21 protein-coding genes are annotated in these 17,640 nt (G+C 28.9%); 7 read left to right on the top strand and 14 right to left on the bottom strand.

All coding sequences use genetic code 11. The features are described from left to right. Positions 1-2: 2 nt before the first annotated feature. From ACTTBE_RS01540 to ACTTBE_RS01525, 4 genes are read right to left on the bottom strand one after another with little or no spacing between them, the layout of a single operon-like run. Positions 3-953: a glycoside hydrolase family 3 N-terminal domain-containing protein gene (locus ACTTBE_RS01540; RefSeq protein WP_440676877.1), complete on the bottom strand. Its 951-nt coding sequence runs from the start codon at positions 951-953 to the stop codon at positions 3-5. Beyond that, positions 943-1,206 (bottom strand): hypothetical protein, encoded by a 264-nt coding sequence (locus tag ACTTBE_RS01535; protein ID WP_262589227.1) that lies wholly within the window; start codon positions 1,204-1,206, stop codon positions 943-945. Before ACTTBE_RS01535 ends, ACTTBE_RS01540 begins: the two co-directional genes overlap by 11 nt. Continuing rightward, positions 1,206-2,939, bottom strand: a complete 1,734-nt coding sequence (gene argS / locus ACTTBE_RS01530) for an arginine--tRNA ligase (RefSeq protein WP_440676876.1) — start codon at positions 2,937-2,939, stop codon at positions 1,206-1,208. Before argS ends, ACTTBE_RS01535 begins: the two co-directional genes overlap by 1 nt. Further along, complete coding sequence (locus tag ACTTBE_RS01525; RefSeq protein WP_440676875.1) at positions 2,936-4,054, bottom strand: deoxyguanosinetriphosphate triphosphohydrolase; 1,119 nt, start codon at positions 4,052-4,054, stop codon at positions 2,936-2,938. Before ACTTBE_RS01525 ends, argS begins: the two co-directional genes overlap by 4 nt. 50 nt (positions 4,055-4,104) lie before the next feature. Between ACTTBE_RS01525 and ACTTBE_RS01520 the strand changes: the two genes are divergently transcribed. Both ACTTBE_RS01520 and xth read left to right on the top strand, forming a co-directional pair. After that, entirely contained in the window at positions 4,105-4,422 is a 318-nt protein-coding gene (locus tag ACTTBE_RS01520; protein ID WP_262589230.1) for a HesB/IscA family protein, read from the top strand. Beyond that, a complete protein-coding gene (gene xth / locus ACTTBE_RS01515) occupies positions 4,422-5,198 on the top strand; it encodes an exodeoxyribonuclease III (RefSeq protein WP_440676874.1) in 777 nt (258 codons plus the stop codon). Before ACTTBE_RS01520 ends, xth begins: the two co-directional genes overlap by 1 nt. On the opposite strand, the gene ACTTBE_RS01510 is transcribed toward xth, so the two are convergent. Genes ACTTBE_RS01510 through ACTTBE_RS01495 form a run of 4 tightly spaced genes read right to left on the bottom strand, consistent with a single transcriptional unit; the run spans position 5,190 to position 8,162 of the window. After that, positions 5,190-6,188, bottom strand: a complete 999-nt coding sequence (locus tag ACTTBE_RS01510; RefSeq protein ID WP_440676873.1) for an Ldh family oxidoreductase — start codon at positions 6,186-6,188, stop codon at positions 5,190-5,192. The genes xth and ACTTBE_RS01510 overlap by 9 nt on opposite strands. Then, complete coding sequence (locus tag ACTTBE_RS01505) at positions 6,188-6,586, bottom strand: Fur family transcriptional regulator (protein WP_440614396.1); 399 nt, start codon at positions 6,584-6,586, stop codon at positions 6,188-6,190. Before ACTTBE_RS01505 ends, ACTTBE_RS01510 begins: the two co-directional genes overlap by 1 nt. A 24-nt stretch (positions 6,587-6,610) precedes the next feature. Beyond that, a complete protein-coding gene (locus ACTTBE_RS01500) occupies positions 6,611-7,414 on the bottom strand; it encodes a metal ABC transporter permease (RefSeq protein ID WP_440676872.1) in 804 nt (267 codons plus the stop codon). A 1-nt stretch (position 7,415) separates the two neighbouring features. After that, positions 7,416-8,162 (bottom strand): ATP-binding cassette domain-containing protein, encoded by a 747-nt coding sequence (locus ACTTBE_RS01495; RefSeq protein ID WP_440676871.1) that lies wholly within the window; start codon positions 8,160-8,162, stop codon positions 7,416-7,418. 70 nt (positions 8,163-8,232) lie between these two features. Between ACTTBE_RS01495 and ACTTBE_RS01490 the strand changes: the two genes are divergently transcribed. The 5 genes from ACTTBE_RS01490 (at position 8,233) to ACTTBE_RS01470 (ending at position 11,658) form a co-directional block, all read left to right on the top strand. Next, a complete protein-coding gene (locus ACTTBE_RS01490) occupies positions 8,233-9,291 on the top strand; it encodes a zinc ABC transporter substrate-binding protein (protein WP_440676870.1) in 1,059 nt (352 codons plus the stop codon). A 132-nt stretch (positions 9,292-9,423) separates the two neighbouring features. Further along, positions 9,424-10,305: a phytanoyl-CoA dioxygenase family protein gene (locus tag ACTTBE_RS01485; protein WP_440676869.1), complete on the top strand. Its 882-nt coding sequence runs from the start codon at positions 9,424-9,426 to the stop codon at positions 10,303-10,305. 51 nt (positions 10,306-10,356) lie between these two features. After that, positions 10,357-10,581 (top strand): DUF6552 family protein, encoded by a 225-nt coding sequence (locus ACTTBE_RS01480; RefSeq protein ID WP_440618451.1) that lies wholly within the window; start codon positions 10,357-10,359, stop codon positions 10,579-10,581. After that, positions 10,581-11,012 (top strand): arsenate reductase ArsC, encoded by a 432-nt coding sequence (locus tag ACTTBE_RS01475; RefSeq protein ID WP_440676868.1) that lies wholly within the window; start codon positions 10,581-10,583, stop codon positions 11,010-11,012. The genes ACTTBE_RS01480 and ACTTBE_RS01475 overlap by 1 nt, the downstream gene beginning before the upstream one ends. Next, entirely contained in the window at positions 11,002-11,658 is a 657-nt protein-coding gene (locus ACTTBE_RS01470; RefSeq protein ID WP_440676867.1) for an aquaporin, read from the top strand. Before ACTTBE_RS01475 ends, ACTTBE_RS01470 begins: the two co-directional genes overlap by 11 nt. Here the strand turns inward: ACTTBE_RS01470 and phoB are convergent. The 6 genes from phoB to ACTTBE_RS01440 form a co-directional block, all read right to left on the bottom strand. Next, positions 11,647-12,327, bottom strand: coding sequence for a phosphate regulon transcriptional regulator PhoB (gene phoB, locus ACTTBE_RS01465; protein WP_440676866.1), 681 nt, complete (start codon positions 12,325-12,327; stop codon positions 11,647-11,649). The two genes, ACTTBE_RS01470 and phoB, sit on opposite strands and share 12 nt — an antisense overlap. A 2-nt stretch (positions 12,328-12,329) precedes the next feature. After that, positions 12,330-13,022 (bottom strand): phosphate signaling complex protein PhoU, encoded by a 693-nt coding sequence (gene phoU, locus ACTTBE_RS01460; protein ID WP_262589241.1) that lies wholly within the window; start codon positions 13,020-13,022, stop codon positions 12,330-12,332. Positions 13,023-13,025: 3 nt separating this feature from the next. Then, complete coding sequence (gene pstB, locus ACTTBE_RS01455) at positions 13,026-13,787, bottom strand: phosphate ABC transporter ATP-binding protein PstB (RefSeq protein WP_440614405.1); 762 nt, start codon at positions 13,785-13,787, stop codon at positions 13,026-13,028. Next, positions 13,787-15,049 carry a phosphate ABC transporter permease PstA gene (gene pstA, locus ACTTBE_RS01450; protein WP_440676865.1) on the bottom strand — a complete coding sequence of 421 codons (1,263 nt, stop codon included), beginning with the start codon at positions 15,047-15,049 and terminating at the stop codon, positions 13,787-13,789. Before pstA ends, pstB begins: the two co-directional genes overlap by 1 nt. Next, positions 15,042-16,445, bottom strand: a complete 1,404-nt coding sequence (gene pstC / locus ACTTBE_RS01445; protein ID WP_440648452.1) for a phosphate ABC transporter permease subunit PstC — start codon at positions 16,443-16,445, stop codon at positions 15,042-15,044. Before pstC ends, pstA begins: the two co-directional genes overlap by 8 nt. Before the next feature lie 110 nt (positions 16,446-16,555). Then, on the bottom strand, positions 16,556-17,584 hold the full coding sequence (locus tag ACTTBE_RS01440; RefSeq protein ID WP_440648454.1) for a substrate-binding domain-containing protein: 1,029 nt from the start codon (positions 17,582-17,584) through the stop codon (positions 16,556-16,558). Positions 17,585-17,640: the final 56 nt, after the last annotated feature.

Genomic DNA, 17,640 nt, shown 5'->3' with positions numbered 1-17,640 from the left:
TATTAACTTAAAATTTTATAAAATTGAGATGTTTTTTTAAGAATAAAACTATTCACTTGAGGTGAATTTTCTGCGACTATCTTCATTTCTTTCATATTTCCATTGCAATGAAGTGCTATATTACAACCTGCGCTGAATAAATTAATAGTATTAAGTTTTAAATCATCACTTAAACTCTTCATTGATAAGTCATCTGAAATTAAAATATTCTTAAATCCTATATTTTTCCTAATAATATTAATTATTTTTTTAGAGTGAGTGGCAGTGTTATTTTTATCAATTTTTGAATAAACAACATGACCTGTCATTGCAAATAAACATTTCTTCTTTTTAAATGTCCAAAAATCGTTTTTTAGAAGATATCCATATGTTTTGTTAATAATCGGTGTTGAATAATGACTGTCGACTTTTGCTAAACCATGACCAGGTATATGCTTCATTACAGTTCCTATTGAGTTATTTTGAAATAATTCAATACAAATATCCCCTAATTTAGAGACAATTTTTTTATTTTTTGAATAAGATCGATCACTAATTACCTTGCTAGCGCCATTAACTCTAAGGTCTAAAACTGGAACAGTATTAATATTCACACCAATTAAATTCAATAAATAAGAAGTCTTATCTACAAATAACTTATAAACGATTTCAAATTTTTTTTTATCTTTATTAAACAAGTCTCCAAAATATTCAGATGTCATATTATCAAAGGAAATTAAATTTCTTAATCTGTTTACTCTTCCTCCTTCTTGATCAATCATAATTGGATATTTCTTATCCTTAAAAATTTTTCTAATGCTAGAGGTTAATTTTTTAACTTGATCAAAAGATTTAATATTTCTAGTAAATAGGATAATTCCCCAGGGTTTATATTTTTTTAGAAATAAAATTTCATTTTTAGATAATTTTGTTGATTTTAAACCAACTATAAAAGATTTTCTTTTACTTATCATTGTCTAATAATTTCCAAAAATTAAATTTTTTCTTTTTCTTTTTGTTTGTTTGCTTAACATACTCAATTACATTTTGAGTATCATTCTCTAAAACTGGTAAATTTTTTGAATATAATTTTATTTTCTCATCAATATTTTGATGAGATCTGTATGATTTTTTTTTGTGTTCATCTGAAAAATAATATTTTCCTGTAAAAAATATAAATAAAAGTATTACTAAAACAAATATTAAGTACTTTATTTCTTTAAGCATTACATTTGATTTGGTGTATCGACACCAACAATATCCATTCCTGTTTTTATTACATTAGAAATAGCCTTCAAAAAGATCAATTTATCTGGTGAGACTGTTTTTTGATCATTAATGAACCTTTTTTCTGGAAATTGTTTTCCTAAATTCCAATACGAGTGAAATTCAGATGCAAGATCGTATAAGTAAACAGGTATTCTATGTGGTTCTAATTTTGTACTAGCTGCGTCAATACATTTTGGCCATTCAGATAATTTTTTTAAAATTTTAATTTCATCATTAGAATATTCAAAATTAAAATCATTTAATTCAATTTTTGAATTTAAGTCTTTATCTATATGTCTAAATACAGATGAAATTCTAGCGTAACAATATTGAACATAATATAATGGATTGTCCTTAGATTTTTCTTTGACTGCATCGAAATCAAAATCTAATTCAACATCACTACTTCTGTTAAGCATAATAAATCTTGTTGCATCTCTTCCAACTTCTTCAATCAAGTCATCTACGGTAATATAATCTCCTTTTCTTTTTGACATTTTGAAAGGCTTGTTATCTTTAATTAACTTTACCAACTGACTAATTTTACAAATTAATGTATCTTTTTTTCCTGACAGTGCTTCAACCGAGGAGGTAATCCGTTTTATATAACCTGCATGATCTGCTCCAAGAATATTGATTAAGTAATCAAAATTTCGATCAACTTTATTTTTATGATAAGCAACGTCACTTGCAAAATAAGTCCATGTGCCATCAGATTTTTGAAGTGCACGATCTTTATCGTCACCAAATTCTGTTGATTTAAATAATAATTGCTCTCTTTCAACCCAATCTTTGTTATCTTCACCAGCTGGGGCTTTGATTTTTCCTTTATAAATAAAGTTATTTTTTTCTAAAAAATCTATTACACTTTCAACTTCATTGTTTAATACAATACTTTTTTCACTAACAAAATTATCATGTTTAATACCCAAGCTTTTAAGATTATTTTTGATAAGCAGAAGTGCCTGCTCTATTGATAAGGCAGTTAATTTATCACTAATTTCGTCAAAATTATCAAAGTTAAGATTTGAATTATTTGAAATTATATTTTTTGCAAAATCAATTAGATAATCCCCAGGATACAAATCAGGATTATCTTCAGGAAATGTTTCTTTAAAACGAACTTCTCTAATTCTAAAATATACGGATTTAGTAAAATTTATAATTTGGTTACCATAATCATTCACATAATATTCTTTTGTAACTTTGTGTTTATTAAAAATTAAAACATTAGAGATAACATCACCTAGAATAGCACCTCTACAATGTCCTACATGTAAAGGACCTGTCGGGTTTGCTGAAACAAACTCTACTAAATAATTATTTTTTTTCTCTTTTTCATTTATTCCAAAACTATCTGCATTTTCTGTGATATTTTTAATAAAATTTGACCAATAAGATGGTTTAAATTTAATATTAATAAATCCTGGTTTGGCTATAGATATTGTTTCAATTTCGCTGTCATTATTTTTAATTTCGGGAACAAGTTTTTCTGCAAGCTGTAATGGTGAAGTTTTATTAATTTTTGATAAAACCATCGCAACATTTGTTGAAATATCACAATCAAATTTTGGTGGAGGTATTTCTGCATTAATACCATTAAAGTTCTCTGGAATTTCTAGCTGATTATTTTTATTCAAATCAACAATAACTGATTTAATTTTGTCTAAATATAATTCAAAAATATTCATTTATTATCGTTATAAAGGTTAATAGCATATCTATCAGTCATACCAGATATAAAATCTGAAATAGCTCTATATTTATCTTTAGTCAATTGATCTTTGGACAAAAATTTTCTTGGATTTGATTTAATTATTTTAAACAATTTCTTAATTATTAATTTACCTTTATGATTTTTTTTCAATACTGATTTATTGTCATACATTTTGTGTCTTAAGAAAGATTTAATTTCTTTTTCTGCATTCTTAATTTGGTTAGAAAAGCAAACAATTAATTCATTAGATTTAGCTACATCTCTTGAGGATTTTATCTTAAGCTTTTGAATATTTTTCTGGGTATTGCTCAATAAATCTCTAACCATGAGGTCAATTGAGTCTCTTATAATTTGATAAATTGCAATTTTATAATTTTTATTAGTAATTTTATTTTTATATTTTTTATGAATATTTTTAAAAAAATCTAATTCAACTAATTCCTCCATTTTAAAAAGGTTGGCTTTTATTCCGTCTTGAATATCGTGATTGTTATATGCAATATCATCTGAAATTGCTGAAATTTGAGCTTCAAGAGATGGAAATGAATTATATTTAATTTTACCTTTAAAAGCTTTTAACCCTATTAACTTATTAACTAAACCAATATCCTCAACAGGTCCGTTATGTTTAAGAAGACCTTCTAACGTTTCTATGGTCAAGTTTAATCCCTTAAACTTAAAATACTTATTTTCTAAAAACATAACTATTCTTAAAGTTTGAAGGTTGTGATCAAAACCACCATAATTCTCCATGCATTCATGCAAGGCATCTTCTCCAGCATGACCGAACGGAGTGTGGCCTAAATCATGTGCTAAACTTAAAGTTTCGGCTAAATCCTCATTTAATTTCAAATATTTAGCTATTGATCTTGCAATCTGAGCAACCTCTATTGAGTGAGTAATCCTTGTTCTAAAATGATCACCCTCAGTATTAACAAATACTTGGGTTTTATGTTTTAACCTTCTAAATGATGCACTATGAATAATACGATCTCTATCTCTTTGAAAAGGAGATCGATATTTTGAATTAGATTCCTTAATTAGTCTGCCTTTACTTTTGTATACCCCTAACAAAGCGTCTTTTTTCATCCTTTAATTAAAATAATTAAGTATTATATTAGTAATATCAGTGTTGAGACATGATTAAAGAAATTAAATTTACAGATAATGCGTTAAAACAAATAGAAAGTTTGTTAGCAAAAAAAGACAAAGGTTCATTTTTTAGAATCGCTATTAAAGGTGGTGGTTGTTCAGGATTTCAATATGAATTCACTTTCGATAAATCAAAACAAGACGACGATTTAAATTATCAAAATATTTTAATTGATAAAACCTCTGCAGATTTACTTAAAGGATCTGAAGTTGATTATGTTTCTGAGTTAATAGGTGAACAATTTAAAATATCTAACCCACAAACAAAATCCTCTTGTGGTTGTGGTGTTTCTTTCTCACTTTAATGCTGATTTCATCCTGGAATGTCAATTCTGTAAGAGCACGAATTGAAAATATCAAAAGTTATTTATTAAAATATAAACCAGATATTTTAATGATGCAGGAAATCAAAACCGAAGATATCAATTTTCCTTATGATGATTTTTCTTCAATGGATTATGAAAGCCACGTATTTGGTCAAAAAAGTTATAATGGTGTAGCAATTATTTCTAAAAATAAATTAAAAAATATCAGAACTGATTTGATTAAAGATAAATTAAAACAATCAAGAATAATTTCTGCTGAATTTGAACATAAGAAAAAAACTATTCAAATAATAAATATATACACTCCAAATGGAAACCCTGTTGATACTGAAAAATATGACTACAAAAAAAATTGGCTAGATCAATTAATCAAACAACTAAAAATTTTATCTAAGAAAAATCCAAATTTAATTCTTGCAGGTGATTTTAATATCATTCCTTCAGCAGAAGATGTTTATAATGTAAAAAGTTTTGAGGATGACGCTTTATATAGGTTGGAAATCAGAAAAAAATTTAGAGAGATGATAAATCTAGGTTTTAACGATGTTTATAGATATTTTAATGAAGAGAAAGAAGGATATACATTTTGGGATTATATGAGAGGTGCTTGGCAAAAAAATAATGGCATGAGAATTGATCATTTTTTAGTTTCAAATTCACTAATTGATCAAATTAAAGATATAAATATCAACAAAGATCCTCGTGGAAGAGAAAAACCCTCTGACCACACTCCTATTGAAATTACTTTAGCTTAAAGATTTAATTTTATTAACTAACTCTTCGTTTATATTTCTTGGATCAGTGTCCAATCTATTTTTATGACGTCTTTCACCAGGTAATCTTACTTCACCCATTGATTTCATCTTCTTAAAAAATTCTTCTGCATGTTTCTGCCAATCAGTTCCTGAAGTTTTATCTGGATTTATTGCTAATATAAATTCACCACCGCTTGGAGGTCCACCATCGTTATTATCTTTAGCAGCTGTTTCATAACTAAAATTATCACCAACTAAAGCTCCCGCTAATAATTCAACCATCATTGCAATTGCAGAACCTTTGTAACCACCGAACGGTAATAATACTCCACCATCAGCAATTTCACCCGGATCAGTTGTTTCTTTTCCATCTTTAGTCAAACCAGTTCCAAGTGGAACTTTGTGCCCTTCTCTTTTAGCAACCTGAACTTCACCCATTGCCATCGATGCAGTTGCCATATCATAAACAACTGGAGTTTTTCCAGGTCTTGGCCAAGCAAATGAAATTGGGTTCGTTCCAAATAATGGTTTTATTGCTCCTGCAGGTGCAACAGCAGGTTTGTATGATGTGCAAGCAAATGCAACTAAACCTTCTTCTGCTAACTTTTCTGTTTCAGGCCACATAGCAGCCATATGATGTGAATTATTTATTGCTAATACGGCAACACCATTTTCTTTTGCAGCTTTGGCTAATTCAGGTAAACCTTTATTTAATACAACAGGTGCTAAACAATTATTTCCCTCAACTTTAATTACAGAAGGTGATATTTTTTTTACTTGAGGTTTCCCTTTGCCATTTATCTTTCCACTTTTAAGACCGGTGACGTATGCTTGTAATCTAAATAGACCGTGTGATACAGAACCATCTCTTTCAGCATTTCTGATTAAATCTGATAAAATTGAAGCTGTCTCATCATCACAACCATTTGCCAAAAGCGTTTTTTTGGCTAATTCAAATATTTCATCTAAGGTTAAAGGTACTGTGCTCATTACTTCGATTTACACTTTTTACATAAACCAAAAAATTCTAAGTTATATTTGTTGTATCTCATTCCTGAGTCATCCTCAAAATTTGATAAATATTTTGAAAGTTTTGAATTATTTATCTCTGAAACTTTTTCACAGCTTTCACAAATAGAAAAAGCTGTTGCTTTAGAAATTTGGCAACTAGAATTTTGACATGCAATAAAAGCATTTCTACTTTCGATCTTATGGATTTTTCCAATTTCAACTAATTTATCTAAAGCTCTATAAACTTGTAATGGTGCTTTAATCCCTTTTTTTTGAACATTAAAAAGAATTGAATAAGCCTTCATAGGTTCACCAGATTTATCAATGAGATCAAAAATTATTTTTTGGTTTTTAGAAAGATTGTGTTCTTTTTGCATCTATAAATTCTTATCAATTAGTCATTAGTTTTTCAATTGAATGGATTGCTTTATTTTAAACAAAGATAAAATGAATAAAAACAATGAAGCAGCAATAATTGAGGGTCCTGAAGCTGTGTTAAACTCAAGTGAAGAAAACAATCCTAGGATTACAGATAATAAACCACCTATAATTGAGAAAAATATCATTTTCTGAGGACTGTCTGAGATATTTCTAGCCATAGCAGCTGGAATGATTAGCATTCCAGTTATTAACAACAATCCTACCATTTTTATTGAAATTGCGATGATCGCTGCCATTAAAATTGTGAATACAGCTTTGGCGCGCTCAGGATTTAATCCTTCAGCCTCCGCTAATTCGTAATTAACAGTCGATGCAAATAAAGGATTCCATATCAATTTTAAAATCAGCAAAATGATAGCACCACCTATCCAAATTATTAGTATGTCATTTGTAGTTACAGCTAATATGTCACCAAACAACAGACCCATTATATCAAATCTAATGAATGTTAAAAAACCTATCACAACCAAGCCTACTGCTAGAGAAGAATGGGCTAACAAACCTAGCAAAGCATCACCTGGTAGATTAGTTTTTTTTTGAAGTTGAATAAGAATTAAAGCAACTACAGATGAAATTACAAAAACAGATAAGGCTATATTTAACTCTAAAGAATAAGCCATAGTCACTCCTAATAAAGCTGAGTGAGAGAGTGTATCACCAAAATAAGATAATCTTCTCCAAATTACAAAACAACCTAAGGGGCCAGTAACTAAAGCCACACCTATTCCAGCAACTAAAGCTCTAATAAAAAAATCGTCAAACATATTAATTTTTCTTTATTTGTCCTTCCTCTGAATGAACATGGTCATGTTTATGTTCATATACAGAAAGAATTTGAGATGCTTTTTCACCAAATAAAGTTTTATATTCGTTGTTTTTTGCTACATCCATTGGTGTACCAGAGCAACAAACGTGGCCGTTTAAACAAACAACATGATCAGTAGCTGTCATTACAGTATGTAAATCATGTGAAATTAATAAAATTCCACAATTAAGAGTGTCTGAAATTTTTTTAATCAATTCATAAAGAGCAATTTCACCTGTGTAATCTACACCTTGAACTGGTTCATCAAGAACTAATAATTCTGGTTTTTTTGAAATGGCCCTTGCTATCAAAACTCTTTGAAACTCACCCCCAGATAAATTTCCTAAATTTTTATTTTTTAAGTGAACGACACCAGTTAAATTTAAAGCTTCATCTATCGCTTCCTCATCAATATTTTCTGTTAACAGCATAAAATCATAAACACGAAGAGGTAATGTCCAATCTATAGATATTTTTTGAGGAACATATCCAATCTTGTTAGTATATTTCTCAACATTTCCTTCTATATTTTTATAAATTCCTAAAGCAATTTTTGCGGTTGTACTTTTTCCTGACCCGTTAGGACCAATTAAAGTTACAATTTTTCCTTTTTCAACTTTTAACGAAACACCTTCTACCAACCACTTTCCATTTTGTCGAAAGCCTGCATTATTTAGTTGAACCAAAATTTTATTCTCAGAGTTCATTTATTCCTTGACTTGTAAATGTTATATTATTACATAATGTTATAATATAACAACTTTTAAATAATTACTTATGATAAATCTAAAAAAATTACCAATAATCTTTTCATTAATATCCTTTTTAACTATATTTTCATCAGCAAATGCTGAAATTAAAGTAGTTGCTTCTATTAAACCAATACATTCATTAGCAAGTTATTTAATGGATGGTGTAGGTAAACCAGATCTAATAGTGGATGGTTATAGCTCACCTCATGGATTTGCAATGAAGCCTTCTCATGCAAAAATGCTTCAAAATGCTGATCTTGTGTTTTGGATAGGAGAAAATTTAGAAAATTTTTTAGAAAAACCGTTAAGTTCTATCGCAAAAAAAGCTGAAAAAATTGAACTAATAGAAATCAAAGCATTACAAGTATTAAAATTTAGAGAAAGAAATATTTTTGACAAACATGATAATGACGACCATGGACATGATGATGATCATGGTAAAAAAGAAGATGATCACGACCACGATCACGAAGATCATGGTAAAAAAGAAGATGATCACGACCACGATCACGAAGATCATGGTAAAAAAGAAGATGATCACGACGACCATGGACATGATAATCATAATGGACATGCACATGGTGAATTTGATCCACACATTTGGTTGGACCCAATTAATGCAAAAGCTATCTTAAATGAAATGGCAGAACATTTAATTGAAAATGATTCAAAAAATGAAGCTAAATACAAAAGTAATTTAGCTAAGGCTTTGCAAGAAATTGATAAACTTACAATTGATGTAATGACTGATTTAAGTAACAGCGTATCTTCAATTGTATTTCATGATGCTTATCAATATTTCGAGGAAAGATTTAACGTTAAAATATTAGGAGCATTTACTGTTAATACTGATGTAATGCCTGGTGCAGAACAACTTGCTGAAATAAGAGAAATTATTGAGCATGATAAAGTAGCTTGTGTGTTCTCAGAGCCTCAGTTTAATCCTGCTATTATCAATGCTGTAGCAAAAGATATGAAGATTAAAACTGGTGTTCTGGATCCTCTAGGTGCAACATTAGATCCAGGTAAAGATCTATATTTCAATTTAATTAGAAATATGTCTGCATCTTTCAAAGGTTGTTAATTAAAAATTAGGTTTAATCCGGGAATTTTTTTAAATTCTCGGATTAACATATAACATTCACTGATATTTTTATAATACAATAAGCATTGTAATTTTTTCTAAGAGGATTTATTTTCTTTATAATTTGATTTTATGAACGATTTAAATTTATTTAAAAAAAATGGTTTTCTTGTTAAAGACAATTTAATTTCTCAAACAAAGATAAACAAAATAAATAAAATTGTTAATGAAGTTATTTCAAAAGAGAAAAATAAAAAATATCATAATGGTGTAAATGGAACTCAATCCTATAATAATTACCATTTTGTTTACAATTCAGGCTCATCCAAAAATAAAGAAATTTTAAGACTAAATAATCCTCAGAACAGGCATAAAGTTTTCTATGAATTATCTAGAGATAAAAAGATTATATCAATAGCTAAAAAATTGTTAGGTGGAACAGTTAGATTTCATCTTGGTAAATTAAATTTTAAGCTTCCAAACAAGAAAAAAGGAAGTGAAATTGGATGGCACCAAGATTGGGCTTTTTACCCTCATACTAATGATGATTTAATCACAGTTGGTATATATTTAGATGATTGCTATGAGAAAAATGGGCCTCTTAAAATAATAAAAAATTCACACAAAAAGAAATTATACAGCCACCACAGCAAAGAAAATTATTTTGTTGGAAAAATAGATACAAAAAAAAATAAAATAGGAACAAAAGATAGTGTTTCTATAACAGGAACTGCTGGAACAGTTGTTTTTTTTCATTGTAGATCAGTTCATGGATCAGGACACAACCAAATGAATAACTCAAGACCCTTAATTTTATTTGGTTATAGAGCTTGTGATGCTTGGCCATTAATCAATGATGGAAACCCTCATCCTGAAGTAAATTTAGAAAATTATGATAAAAATATTATTGTGGGAAATAAATCAATAAAACCAAGATTAACTAAAGTTCCAACAATAATCCCACTACCTAAAAAGAAACATTATGTTTCTATCTACGAACTTCAAAAAAATTAAATTAAAGTTCTTTGTAATAAATCTTTAATATAACATTTATATAAATTTTGAATGTTATTTTTAAAAAAATATCTTAAATGGATCAGCACATTTTTTGTTTTAACTGGTATTTTGCTTACTAATCTTAATATTTATCCACTAAATATATATTTTCATGGACTTGGTGTTGTTGGATGGACAATTTCAGGTTTCTTATTAAAGGATAAGGCTATTTTAACTAATTTTGGATTACAAATTCCACTTTTTGTAATCGGTATTTACAAAATTATTTTTTAATGAAAAATGTTTTATTTGTATGCACTGGTAATTCTGCAAGAAGTATTATAGCTGAAAGTATTATTAATAACGAATACCCAAATAAATTTAAAGCTTTTAGTGCTGGAAGCAACCCTTCTGGAAAAATCAATGAAGATGTAAAAAATTTTTTAGTAAAAAACAAAAATTACGATCTAAGCAACTATAGTTCTAAAAACTTTGAAGAATTTATAAATAATGAAATAAAAATGGATCATGTATTCACTGTATGCAATAACGCAAATAATGAGGTGTGCCCTATCTGGCCTCAAAAGGAACAAATAATACATTGGGATATTGAAGATCCTGTATCCAAACTTCAAACTGCAAATAATGAAGAAAAGCAAATAATCATTAGAAACACATTTAATATTATAAGTAGTAAAATTAAAGATTGGATAAATGAAAAATAAAAGTAGATATTTTCTTTCAGAATTTATTGGAAGTTGCTTTCTGGTAATGATTATAGTTGGATCAGGCTTAATGGCAGAAAATCTGACTAATGATATAGCTGTAATGCTAATAGCCAATACTGTAGCAACAGGTGCTGGTTTATTTGTATTAATTACAGTATTTGCTGATGTATCTGGTGCTCATTTCAATCCATTTGTTAGTATAGCAATGACAATTACTGGAAAATTAAAAAAAAGATTACTTCCCTTTTATATTTCTGCTCAAATCTTAGGGTGTATGTTGGGGGTTGCTTTAGCTAACTTCTTTTTTGAACATCAAATATTTGAACTATCAACAAAATCAAGAGATGGCATTTATATATTTGTATCAGAGATAGTAGCTACATTAGGTCTTATAATGATAATTTTTGGTTCAATGAAATCAGGTAAAATTACTGTAGCTGCTTCAGTTGGTTTATATATTACAGCTGGTTACTGGTTTACTTCATCAACATCATTTGCAAATCCTGCAGTTGCAATAGCTAGAACTTTTACAGAATCATTTACTGGTATAAATTATTTGAATACACCGTTTTATATAATGGCTGAATTGATTGGAATGATAATAGCTGTTTATCTAGTTAAAAAAGTTTTTTTAAATAAGTGAATAACCAGAAGATCTTACAGTTCTAATTAATTCCTTTTTATTTTTTAAATTCACAGATTGTCTTAATCTTCTGATATGGACATCAATAGTTCTGCTCTCAACATTTACATTATTTGGCCAAACATTTTCTAAAATTTGATCTCTTGAATAAACTCTCTTAGGATTAGTTAAAAAAAATTCCAACAATCTAAATTCTGTTGGTCCAAGCTTAATTTCTTGTTGATCTCTAAAAACTCTTTTTTCAATTCTATCTAAGCTTAGATCTTCATACTCTAAACTATCAGATATTATATTTGGATTAGATCTTCTTAACACAGCTTTAATTCTTGCCATTAATTCATTAAAGCTGAACGGTTTAGTTAAATAGTCATCTACGCCACTATCTAGACCTTTTATTTTGTCTTCCTCTTCACCTTTAGCGGTTAGCATAATCACAGGTAAACTTTTAAAACTATTATCTTTTCTTATAATTTTACAAATTTCTATCCCTGAAAGGTCAGGCAACATCCAATCTAATAATATTAGATCAGGTTGAAATTTTTTTAATTCTTTTAAACCATCATTACCATTAAATGAGGATGATACTATAAAGCCGTTTTTTTCTAAATTATGTTGAACTAATTGAATTATTGAAGGTTCGTCTTCAATAATAAATATCCTACCATTCATTTTTATTGTTGAATAACTTTTCCTTTAGGTCTGCTACCTTTTAAGTATTCACCTTTAATTAAAAAACAAATTGTTTCAGCAATATTAGTTATATGATCTCCAGCTCTTTCAAGATTTTTTGTTGCAAAAATCAAATGAGTAGAGAAATCTAAATTCTTTTTATCTTTTGAAAGAAAATCAATAACACTTTCCATAGCTATATAGGTCAAATCATCAACTTGTTCATCTTTTTCCCATACCTCTTTAGCTTTGTCATAATTTTTATTTACATAACTATCTAGAACATCATTTAATTGTTTAATTACTAAATCTCCTAATCTCTTTAAATTTCCTAATAGTTCCTCAGGTAAATCTAATGGTAAAGGTTTTACTTTTTTTGCGTTACTTTTTGATAAATCGCCTATTCTTTCTAAATCTTGAGATATTTTTAAAGAACTGATTGTTTCTCTCAAATCAATAGCCATAGGTGCTCTTTTGACTAGTAATGTCATAATCTGAGTATCAATTTTAGATCTAAATTTATTTATTTCTTCATCACTTTTAATAATTTTATCAATAGAGTCTTTATCAACTTTGATTACTGCATCCATAGAGTCAACCATTTGAGACTCGGTTAAACTTCCCATTTTAATCACTGAGTCAATTAAGTATCTTAATTCTTCTTCGTAAGATTTTACTGTGTGCTCATTGCTCATAATTTATCCAAATCTACCTGTAATATAGTCTTGTGTCATTTTATTGTCAGGATTTTTAAAAATTTTCTCAGTTTTGCCTACCTCAATTAACTTACCTAGATGGAAAAAGCCTGTTTTTTGTGAAACTCTAACTGCTTGAGCCATTGAGTGTGTTACAATCACAATTGTATATGTTTTTTTAAGTTCATCGATTAATTCTTCAATTTTTGCTGTTGCTATAGGATCTAATGCTGAACAAGGTTCGTCCATTAATATAACTTCAGGATTTACAGAGATTGCTCTCGCTATACAAAGTCGTTGTTGTTGACCCCCAGAAAGTCCTGTACCTGGTTCGTCAAGTCGATCCTTCACCTCTTCCCATAGAGCAGCTTTTCTTAAGCTACTCTCAACGATTTCATCTAATTCACTTTTAGTTTCACCTTTTCCATGAATTTTTGGACCATATGAAATGTTATCATAAATACTTTTTGGAAATGGATTTGGTTTTTGAAAGACCATTCCTACTCTCTCTCTTAAAGATACAACATCTAAATTTTTGTCATTAATTTCAATACCGTCAATTTCTATATTTCCAGTAACTTTACAGATATCAATAACATCGTTCATTCTGTTCAAACATCGAATAAAAGTAGATTTTCCACAACCAGATGGACCAATTAAAGCTGTAACCTCTTTTTCATTTAAATCCAAATTAACATCAAACAATGCTTGCTTCTCACCGTAATAAACATTTAAGTTAGTTGATTTAATTTTTACTTCGTTCATTAGTTCCATCTTTTCTCAAATTTCTGTCTTAAATATACCGCTAAGAAATTCATTACAATTAAAAAACTTAATAACATCATGATAGTAGCAGATGTTTTCTCTACAAATCCCCTTTCGGCAGACTCAGACCACAAATATACTTGAACAGGTAGAGAGGCTGAAGGATCTATTGGTGTTGAAGGAATATCAACTACAAATGCAACCATACCAATTAATATTAATGGAGCTGTTTCTCCTAAAGCTTGTGCTAATCCTATAATTGTTCCAGACAAAGTTCCAGGCAACGCTAAAGGAACAACATGATGGAATACAGATTGAAATTTGGAAGCACCAACCGCCAGAGCCCCTTCTCGTATTGATGGAGGTACTGCCTTCAATGAAGCTCTACAAGGTATAATTATCCTAGGAAGTGTCATTAAAGCTAAAGTTATTCCAGCAACTAATGGTGTGGATCTTGGCAATTGGATTGTGGCCAATAATATTTGTAAAGCTAATAAACCATAAACTATTGAGGGAACAGCAGCTAAATTATTGATATTAATTTCTATAAAATCAGTAATCTTATTTTTTGGAGCAAATTCCTCTAAATAAATTGAAGCTAACACTGCAACAGGAAAAGCTAATAATAAACAGATAATTATACTGTAAAAAGATCCAACTAAAGCACCACCAATACCAGCAAGTTCAGGATCACGAGAATCTCCATTTTTAAAAAAATAATTATTAAAATTCTTAATAATTTTTTTGTTTTCAACTAACGTATCATAAATAACTAATTGAAAATCAGATATTCTTCTTCTATCTTCTGGTAAATCTCTTGGATAATTTTCTTTATGTAACTGATCAATATCATCTGATGCTGTAATCTCTACATTGAATGTTTTTCCAATTAAATTATTATTTTCTAAAAAAGCTCTTTTAATTTCAATCTCAGCATCTGTTGTGAATAAGTCAATCAATTGATTTTCTTGATCTAAATCCTTAGCAGGGTAAACTTTTAACAAACTTTCAATAGTAACATCATAGAAATCAGCATCTAAAATCTCATTTTCTGTAGCTCCATTTTGTATTTCTAAAAGTTCTTGATCATAAAAAACTTCAACATTTATAGCAGTTTTCATGAATGCAGAACTTCCTTTTGAAAAAATATTGTGAACTAAAATAATAACAAACAACAATGCTACAAAAATTGATGCCAGACCATAAAATCTAAATCTTTTTTCAGCATTATGTCTTTTTTTTAATCTTTGTTCTTTAGTCATATTTCTCTCGGTATTTTTTAACTGCTCTTTGAGCAATATAGTTAAGAACAAGGGTTGCGATAAACAAAGTTAATCCCAAAGCAAAAGCAGATTGAGTTTTCGGACTATCAAACTCTTGGTCACCAACTAAAATCATTACAATCTGAGTGGTTATAGTTGTTGTAGATTCTAATGGGTTAATAGTTAAATTTGCTGCAAGACCAGCTGCCATAACAACAATCATTGTTTCACCAATTGCTCTTGATACAGCGAGTAAAACTGATCCTATGATACCTGGTAATGCAGCAGGTATAACAACTTTTTTTATTGTTTCAGACTTTGTTGCACCTATTGCATAAGAACCATCTCTTAAAGATTGTGGTACTGAATTAATAACATCATCAGATAATGATGACACATAAGGAATGATCATAATACCCATAATCAATCCTGCTGCTAGAGCACTTTCCGATGATACAGTTAATCCTAAATTTTCACCAATTTGTCTAAAAAAAGGACCAACGGTTAGAGCTGCAAAAAATCCATAAACAACTGTTGGAATACCAGCTAAGATTTCAATTATTGGTTTTGATATTCTTCGTATTTTTAGTGAAGCGTATTCAGCCATATAAATTCCAGAAAATAATCCAATTGGAACTGCGACCAACATAGCAATTAAAGCAATAAATGAAGTACCTGCGATCAATGGAATGAACCCAAATGCATCTTTAAGTTCTTCATATTCGGCTGCTGTTATTGCAGATGCATCACTAACAAAAGCTCTTTGAGGACTCCAATTAGTCCCAAATAAATAATCGAAAATATTTATAACTGAGAAAAACTTTATACTTTCAAATAAAAGTGAAAAAATTATTCCTAAAGTGGTTAAAATTGCAATTAGAGATGAAGCAAATAATAATCCTTTTAAAATTTTTTCAACATCATCTCTTGCTTTATTATTATTTTTAATTTTTTTTAACGAATAAATTACTGAAGCAATTACAATAGTAAAAATTAATACTATTTTTGAATTAGTAAAAATATTAATAAATTTTGCATATGAAATTGCACTTTCTTTTAAAATAATATCTATATCTCCAAAAAATGTGCCAGCATAAATAGCTTTAATTTTTTCATAAACTAAATTTGCTTCATTCTTATCATTAAAAATAGCTCCCTTATTTGCAGCAGTTTCAATAATTATTGATTTAATAATTACTGGTTCAAACAATGTCCAGATAACCAGGAACATTAAAGAAGGTATGGAACACCATAATACCAGGTAGTATCCATAAAATTTTGGAAGTGCGTTTAATTTAATATTTTTGTTTATTGAGATACTTTTAGTTTTTGATTTACCGTAAAAAAATAAAGATAATGAAAATATTGATATTAAGAATATTAAGACGAAGTTCATTCGAAATGATGTCTATCTTCTAAATGTTACAGTTTTGTTACAAATTAAATTCTAGATTGAATAAAAAAAAGGCCAGATAAACTGGCCTTTTTTTGAAAATAAGATTTTAATTAATTAATACTTATTGTGTTTAAATCTAAAGCGGCAGTTCGAGTAACTTTGTACTTGTCAGATGCTAAAGGAACTAATCCAATTTTTCCTAAGTATCCTCTGTTACCCATAGCTTTTTTAGAAGTAAACTCTTTTAAGTATTCCTCAATACCAGGGACAACACCAATATGTGCTTTTTTAACGTAAAAGAATAATGGTCTTGCAATTGGGTATGAGTAATCTTGAATACCTTCTAGAGATGGTTGTACACCTTCAATAGAAGCTGCTTTTACCTTATCTTTATTTGCCACAAGGTAACTGTAACCAAAGAAACCATAAGCATCAGGGTTTGACGTTAGTTTTTGTACAATAAGAGTGTCGTTTTCACCAGCTTCAACTGCATAACCGTCTTCTCTCATTTTTGCACATTCTTTTTTAGCTTTTTTACCAGCTGCATCATAAAGAGATTTTGCTGTTTTAGAGCAACCTTTACCCATCACTAATGAGTTCCAAGCATCTCTCGTTCCTGACGTTGGGGGTGCAATTAAAATTTCAATTTTTTTGTTTGGAAGACTTGCATCAATATCACTCCATTTTTTATATGGATTTTCAACAAGTTTACCATCAACATCAACTTTAGCTGCTAAAGCTCTCCATAATTGCTCTTTTGTAAAGTTAGAGTCTGGAGCACTAACTGCATGTGCAAAAGAAATACCATCATTGCCTACTACAATTTCAATAATTTCAGATACACCATTTTTTTCACATAATGCTTTTTCTTTTGGTTTAATTGCTCTTGATGCGTTAGTCACATCTGGGTGGTTAACACCTACACCAGCACAGAACAATTTCATTCCACCACCAGTACCTGTACTCTCAATAACTGGAGTTTTAAACTTCCCAGTTTTACCGAATTTTTCTGCTACAACTGTTGCATAAGGATATACAGTTGATGATCCTACAATTTTTATTTGATCTCTTGAGTAACTAGTTGTTGTAAAACTAAGTACTAAAAGAAATCCAAATATTACACTTATTACTTTTTTCATAATTCTCCTTTTTAGATTCATAATGCGAACTAAATAAATTTGATTCTTAAATATTT

This window comes from Candidatus Pelagibacter sp. HIMB1587 (assembly GCF_052047775.1).
Taxonomy (GTDB): Bacteria; Pseudomonadota; Alphaproteobacteria; order Pelagibacterales; family Pelagibacteraceae; genus Pelagibacter.
Note: the sequence above shows the minus strand (reverse complement) of the source record. Positions and strands in the feature narration are given on the sequence as shown.